Genomic DNA, 6,269 nt, shown 5'->3' with positions numbered 1-6,269 from the left:
CCATCACCCGCATGCCCCCGTGCAGGGCCACGATCACCTCGGGCACGGTAGACATGCCCACCACGTCCGCGCCCATCGTCCGCAGCATGCGGTACTCGGCGCGGGTCTCCAGGTTCGGCCCCGCCACGGCCACGTACACGCCGCGCCGCAGGGTGATCTGCTTCTCCAGCGCGACCTCGACCGCGAGCGACTGAAGGGCGGGGTCGTACGGCGCGGACATGTCCGGAAAGCGCGCGCCCAGCGCGTCCACGTTGGGGCCGATGAGCGGGTTGTCGCCCAGCAGGTTGATGTGGTCCGTCAGCAGCACCAGGTCGCCCGGGCCCCAGAACGGGTTCATCCCCCCGCACGCGTTGGAGACGATGAGCGTGTCGGCCCCCAGCGCCCGCATGACGCGGACGGGAAAGGTGGCCTGCTGCAGCGTGTAGCCCTCGTAGCGGTGAAAGCGGCCCTGCATGGCGACCACCGGCTTGCCGCCCAGCGTGCCGAAGAGCAGCCGCCCCGTGTGCGACTCCACGGTGGAGAGGGGAAAGCCCGCGATCTCCTCGTAGGGGATGGACGTCTCCACCTGGATGCGCTGCGCCAGCCCGCCCAGCCCCGTGCCCAGGATGATCCCGATGCGCGGCTGCGCGGACGTGCGGCCGCGGATGGCCTGCACGGCCGCGTCGATCTGCTGCGTAAGGTCCGTCGCCATCAGCCCCCCTGCCCCTCCGATAGGGTTGTGCTCTCGTCCGCGTCGCCGCGGCCGATGGCCGCCGTGCGGTCTTCCTCGGCCTCGATCTCGGCCAGCTGGCGCTCCACGAGCGTGCGGAACAGGCGAAGGAAGCGCACGCGCTGCCCCTGCAGGCGGCGCAGGGCCTCCGCGGCGGCCGTGGCCTGCCGGCGCGCCTCGCCCACGATGCGGTCCGCCTCGGCGCGGGCCTCGCGCAGCACCAGGTCCGCCTCGCGCGCCGCCTGCTCGCGCACGTCCTCGCGCAGCTGCTGCGCGCTCACCAGCGCCTCGTTCATGGCGCGCTCGCGCTCGCGGTACGCGGCGATGGCGTCCGTCATGGAGTCCACGCGGGCGGCCAGCGCGTTCTGCTCGCGCACCAGCTCCTCCATCCGCCCGGCGACAGTCTCCAGGAAGTCGTCCACGGCCGCGGCGTCGTAGCCGCGCACCACCTTGCGAAAGTCGCCGCGCTTCTTTCGTACGTCCAGCGGCGTGAGGTCGATCATGGCCCGCGCTCTCCAAACAGGGTGGAGCCCACGCGGACGAGGGTGCTTCCCTCCTCCACCGCGGCCTCGAAGTCGTTGCTCATGCCCATCGAAAGCTCGTGCCCAAGGCCCGGCACCTGCCGCGCGGCCTCCTCGCGCAGGCGGCGGGCGGCCGCGAAGGTGCGGCGGATGACGCCCGCGTCGTCCGTGAACGGCGCCATGGTCATCACCCCGTCCAGCCGCAGCCCCGGCAGCGCCGCCATCCGGCCGATCGCATCCAGCGCCTCGTCCGCCGCCAGGCCGAACTTGCTCTCCTCGCCCGACGTGTTCACCTGCACCAAGGCCCGGATGGTGACGCCGGCCTTGACCGCCTCGGCCGACAGGGCCTCCGCCAGCCGGACGCTGTCCAGCGAGTGGACGAGGTCGGCGAGGGCCACGGCGCGCGCGGCCTTGTTGCGCTGCAGGTGGCCGATGAGGTGCCAGCGCACGGCCCCGCGGCCGATCTCGCCCACCTTGTCGTCCATCTCCTGCACGCGGTTCTCGCCCACGTCGGCCACGCCGGCCTCCAGGGCCAGCCGGACGATCTCCGGGGGATGCGTCTTGGTCACGGCGACGAGGACCACGTCGTCCGCGCGTCCGGCGCGGTGGCGCGCGGCCTGGATCCGTTCCCGCACCTCGTCCACGCGGGACCTTAGCTCTTGCACGTTCATAGACAGGGCAACGTACAGGCCGCCCCGGACGCCAGCCAGCGGGGGGACGGCCGCGCGGGGCGGATGGGCGCCGCGCGACGGCCCTCCTTCCCCTTGACGCCGAAATCCGGGACCATTCCGGGGCGCGGGTGGCTCAGCCGGGGCCCACACGCCTCACCATCCGGTCCGGCGGAAGCGGCTCAAATGACTGTACCACAAGGGTTTAACGAACATGGGAGCGTGGCCCGGGCGTTGCAATGGAGACATTTTGCGTCCACCTCCAGTCCGGCGCTCCCTCCACGCGAAAAGACATCCACATGCACATGGGCACCCCGCTCCGCGCCGCCCGGCGCGGCCCGTTCCGCGCTCGCGCGTCCGCCGGCGCGCTTGCGCTGCTCCTGGCCGCGGCCTGCACGGACCACATCCCCACCGAGGCCGGGAGCCCGGCGCCGGCCGGCACCGGCCCCGCGGCCGCCCTGGCCTGCCGCGCGGACCTGCGCGCGGGGACCCTGGAGTGCGCGCCGCCCCCGCCTGGCGCGCCCGGCCCGGCGGCCATCCTGGGCGGGCAGGGGCTCAACGTGCGCCTGCGCAGCAGCGGCCTGGCGTACGACGGGGCCACCCTGCGCATCGACGTGACGGTGGAGAACCTCACGGGCCAGGCGCTGGGCACCACGGACGGCCTGACGCCCACGGCGGAAGGGGTGCGGGTGTTCTTCGCGAACGGCCCCACCTCCGCCACGGGTCCCGTCGCGGTGGCCAATCCCGCGGGCGAGGCGTTCTTCACGGCGTCGGCGCAGCCGTACTTCCAGTACGACGGCCTGCTGGCGCCCGGCGACACGACGGCGCCCGCGGAGTGGCGCTTTGCCGTGGAGCCGGAGGTGCAGTCGTTCCAGTTCACCGTGCTCGTTTCCGCGGCCGTGCCGCGCGAAGGAGGCTGGCTGCGGATGTCGCCCGTGCTTCCCAGCCTGGCCACGGGGGATTCCCTGCCCCTGGCGGTGGAGCGGCTGGACGTGGCCGGACGGCCCGCCCCCGCCGGTGCCCTCGCCTGGTCCAGCGCCGACTCCACCATTGCCCGCGTGTCGGCGAACGGCACCGTGACGGGCCTGGCGCCGGGCGCCACGCGCGTGTTCGCCACGGACGGCAGGCGCACGTCCAGCGTAAAGGTGCTCGTGCGCGGCACGAACGGCGACATGGTGGCGCCCACGGTGCACGGCGTGACCGTGTCGCCCGCGCGCGTGACGGCCAACGGGCTGGACTCGGTGCACGTCACCGTTCGGCTCACGGACGGCGGCACGGGCACGCGCTTCGTCTTCGCGCGTCTCAGCAGCCCGTCGGGCACGCAGATGGTCCAGTGCGACACCTACGCGCCATCCGCCGGCGACGCCGCGGACGGCACCTTCACCTGCGGAGGGCTCATTCCCGCGCACGCGGAGGGCGGCGCCTGGCGCGTGACCTTCCTGTGGACGGAGGACCACGCGGAGAACGAGCGGGCCGAGGACTGGAGCGAGTTGCAGGCGGCCGGCGTCCTGGCGCAGGTACACGTGGACAGCGACACGCCCGACACCGAGGCGCCCGACATCACGGACGTGGCGTTCTCGCCGGACAGCATTGCCGCCAACGGGCTGGACTCCACGACGGTGTCGCTGCGGGTGGCCGACGCGGGCGCGGGGGTGGCCGGCACCGAGGCGTGGTTCCGCAGCCCGGCGGGCAACCACGTGCAGTATTGCCAGGCCACCACGCCGTCCGCGGGAACGGCGGCGGCGGGCACCTTCTCGTGCCGCCTGGCCGTTCCCTCCGGCGGGCAGCCGGGCAGCTGGACGCTGGAGGTGGTGCGGGCGCGCGACGGCGTGGGCAACACGCGCGAGATGTACACGGCGGCGCTCGACTCCGCCGGCCATCCCACGGTTCTCCGGGTGTCGGGCCCCCCGGCGGACACCGACCAGCCGTTGCTCACGGGCTTCTCGTTCTCGCCGGACACGGTCGCCGCGAACGGCGCGGACTCCGTCACGGTGACGATGGAGGTGACCGACGCGGGCTCCGGCGCGCTGCGGGCGCAGACCACCTTCGCGAGCCCGTCGGGACAGACGGCGACGTGCATGCGCTACAACCCCGTGGCACCCGCGCCCGGAACCCAGGCCATCACCTGCCGGCTGGCCGTCACGTCCGGCGGCGAAACGGGCCAGTGGCGCGTGCAGTTCATCTTCCTGGACGACGCGGCGGGCAACGGCAACGTCTATGAGCCGGAGGACCTGGAAGCCATGGGATTTCCCGCGCTCCTGACGGTCACCCCCTGACGAGCGGCACGCGTCCCGCCGCGGGTCCCCGATGACGGCTGACGAATGGCCCGCCCCCGTGCACCGGGGGCGGGCCATTCGACGTTCCGCGCGGAGCCGACCCGCCTTCGACGACGGTCCGACCGTCCGCTTCGGGACAGATTTGCGCCAGATGCGACGCACGCGCCCCAGCCAGGCATCCGCGTCCGATCGCCATCTCCATGCACGGAAACGAGTTGCAATCAGGGGCACACCGGACCGGCCATTGCGATGTGCCCCTCCTCGTCGGATCCCCACCCTCCGGCCGACGCTCCCGCCGGCATTCATCCCCCACTTCCATGGCGAGGCAATCGGAATGCACACACGTACGCCGCGCGCCCTCGTGGCCGCCGCCGCGCTCGCGCTTCTCACGGGCGCCTGCACCGACACACCCACCGCCGGGTCCGCCGCCGCCGGCGGAATGCCGTCGCTGTCCTCGTCTTCCGGGCCGGCGCTGGTCTCCAACGCCGTGCGCTACCGCGACGCGGGCGGGCGGCCCGCCACGGGGCGCTCCGGCAACGCCGTCGTGGACGCCCTGGCCGTGCTGGACCCGGCCGGCAACACGACGCTGCTGCTTTCCGCCCGCCACGCGACGGACCCGTCCATCACGGGCTCCATCGACCGCGTGCAGGTCAAGGCCTCGTCGCCCGACGGCAAGTACCGATTCACCCGCGTCCTGCCCGTGGTCGCGGGCGAGGTGCGGCTGCAGGGGATGGCGCGCGGAGACGAGATCCAGCTGCAGACCAACGTACAGGGCGTGGATGCCAGCCGCACGGACGTGGTGACGGTGACGGGACGCGTTCGGCGGCTGCCGGACCTGCGGGTGGACCTCTCCACACCCGCGCAGGTGGAGGCGGGCACGCCCGTCAACGTCCTGGCCGTCGTCTCGGAGCACAATGGTGACCTGGGCACCCGCGCCTCGTGCGAGCTGTGGGCGGACGGGCAGCGGGTGGACGTCGCGCACAACGTCTGGGTGGACGCGGGCGACGCCGTCACCTGCGCCTTCACCTACACCTTCCCGGCGGCCGGCGCGTACGCGCTGGAGGCGCGCGCCGTCCCCACGGGCCTCGCGGACTGGAACCCCGCGGACAACCGCGACACGGCCATCGTCGTGGTGAACGGCGCCAGCGCGCAGTTCTACACCACCGCGTACTTCGACCAGCAGACCATCGTGGACAGCAGCGCGGCGTTCGACACGTGGCGCGACGGCGCGTCGGGCATGGCGTTCGAGTATCGCTCCAGCTACGCGCAGACGGTCGCCAACCAGTCCGCGCAGATGTACGGCTACATGCCGGCCGCCATTGCGGCGCCGGCCGTGCTCCGCGTGTCGATGTCCACGGGCGGGGCGGGCGTGCACGCGGCGGAGTGGGTGTACCCGGCGGACGCGCCGTGCGTGGACCAGGTGGACGGCCGGGCCCTCTTCTCCCTGTGCTCCAGCGGAGGATTCACCTCGTTCAGCTACCTGTGGGTGGCGGGCTCCGTCACCTACCACAGCCAGGGCTTCAACCGGCTGTGGGACGACGTCACGGGCGCGGACTACTACGTGTACCACTGGAACGACACGTCCGCGCCGGGCGAGCCCATCGTGCCCGCGGGCGAAGACTGGACGCTGGACGTGCGGGTGGTCACGGCCGGCGGCGAGCACGTGGGCACGCAGGCGATCCGCCTCACCCGCTCCGTGCCGTGGCAGTCCGTGTTCCCGTACAGCTGCGCGCAGTTGGACCAGCCGGAATGGTCCTACACCCGCACCTACTGCAGCGGCAGCTCGTCGCGTACGGAGGTCGTCTCCGGCTTCGCCGCGGGATGAGGCAGATGGAGGGATGACAAAAAGGAGCCCGCCGTGCTGGACGGCGGGCTCCATTCTTTTCGGCCGATGTCCCCTCAGGGATGTTGCAAAACCTCCCTTGCAATGGAACCCAAGGAGCGTCATCCTGAGGGAGCGCCGCGCGTAACGTGAACGCGTCCAGGACCTTGGCGCGACCGAAGGATCTTGTGTGCGAAGCGTGAGGCCGGATTCCGTGCATTGGAGCCGGCTTGTCGCTTCGCGGGCAAGATCCTTCGTCGCCGCCATGGCTCA

General features: G+C 72.6%; 5 protein-coding genes. 2 read left to right on the top strand and 3 right to left on the bottom strand.

The genetic code is table 11. The annotated features are described in order from the left end of the window. The 3 genes from VFZ20_RS25110 to VFZ20_RS25100 all read right to left on the bottom strand — a co-directional run. The coding region (locus VFZ20_RS25110; RefSeq protein ID WP_329686706.1) for a purine-nucleoside phosphorylase at positions 1 to 691 on the bottom strand (691 nt) is incomplete at its 3' end. Then, positions 691 to 1,212: a DivIVA domain-containing protein gene (locus VFZ20_RS25105; RefSeq protein WP_329686705.1), complete on the bottom strand. Its 522-nt coding sequence runs from the start codon at positions 1,210 to 1,212 to the stop codon at positions 691 to 693. The genes VFZ20_RS25110 and VFZ20_RS25105, both read right to left, overlap by 1 nt. Next, a complete protein-coding gene (locus VFZ20_RS25100; protein WP_329686704.1) occupies positions 1,209 to 1,901 on the bottom strand; it encodes a YggS family pyridoxal phosphate-dependent enzyme in 693 nt (230 codons plus the stop codon). The genes VFZ20_RS25105 and VFZ20_RS25100 overlap by 4 nt, the downstream gene beginning before the upstream one ends. A 296-nt stretch (positions 1,902 to 2,197) precedes the next feature. Between VFZ20_RS25100 and VFZ20_RS25095 the strand changes: the two genes are divergently transcribed. Together VFZ20_RS25095 and VFZ20_RS25090 are read left to right on the top strand one after the other, a co-directional pair. After that, positions 2,198 to 4,174 carry an Ig-like domain-containing protein gene (locus tag VFZ20_RS25095; protein ID WP_329686703.1) on the top strand — a complete coding sequence of 659 codons (1,977 nt, stop codon included), beginning with the start codon at positions 2,198 to 2,200 and terminating at the stop codon, positions 4,172 to 4,174. Positions 4,175 to 4,508: 334 nt separating this feature from the next. Next, entirely contained in the window at positions 4,509 to 5,999 is a 1,491-nt protein-coding gene (locus VFZ20_RS25090) for a hypothetical protein (RefSeq protein WP_329686702.1), read from the top strand. The last annotated feature ends 270 nt before the right edge of the window (positions 6,000 to 6,269 follow it).

The organism is Longimicrobium sp. (assembly GCF_036280135.1).
Classification (GTDB): Bacteria; Gemmatimonadota; Gemmatimonadetes; order Longimicrobiales; family Longimicrobiaceae; genus Longimicrobium.
Note: the sequence above shows the minus strand (reverse complement) of the source record. Positions and strands in the feature narration are given on the sequence as shown.

Excerpts from the sequence above, each read along its gene's own strand:
- VFZ20_RS25095 (WP_329686703.1), top strand. The coding sequence starts at position 2,198 with ATGCACATGGGCACCCCGCTCCGCGCCGCCCGGCGCGGCCCGTTCCGC.
- VFZ20_RS25100 (WP_329686704.1), bottom strand. The coding sequence starts at position 1,901 with ATGAACGTGCAAGAGCTAAGGTCCCGCGTGGACGAGGTGCGGGAACGG.
- VFZ20_RS25090 (WP_329686702.1), top strand. The coding sequence starts at position 4,509 with ATGCACACACGTACGCCGCGCGCCCTCGTGGCCGCCGCCGCGCTCGCG.
- VFZ20_RS25105 (WP_329686705.1), bottom strand. The coding sequence starts at position 1,212 with ATGATCGACCTCACGCCGCTGGACGTACGAAAGAAGCGCGGCGACTTT.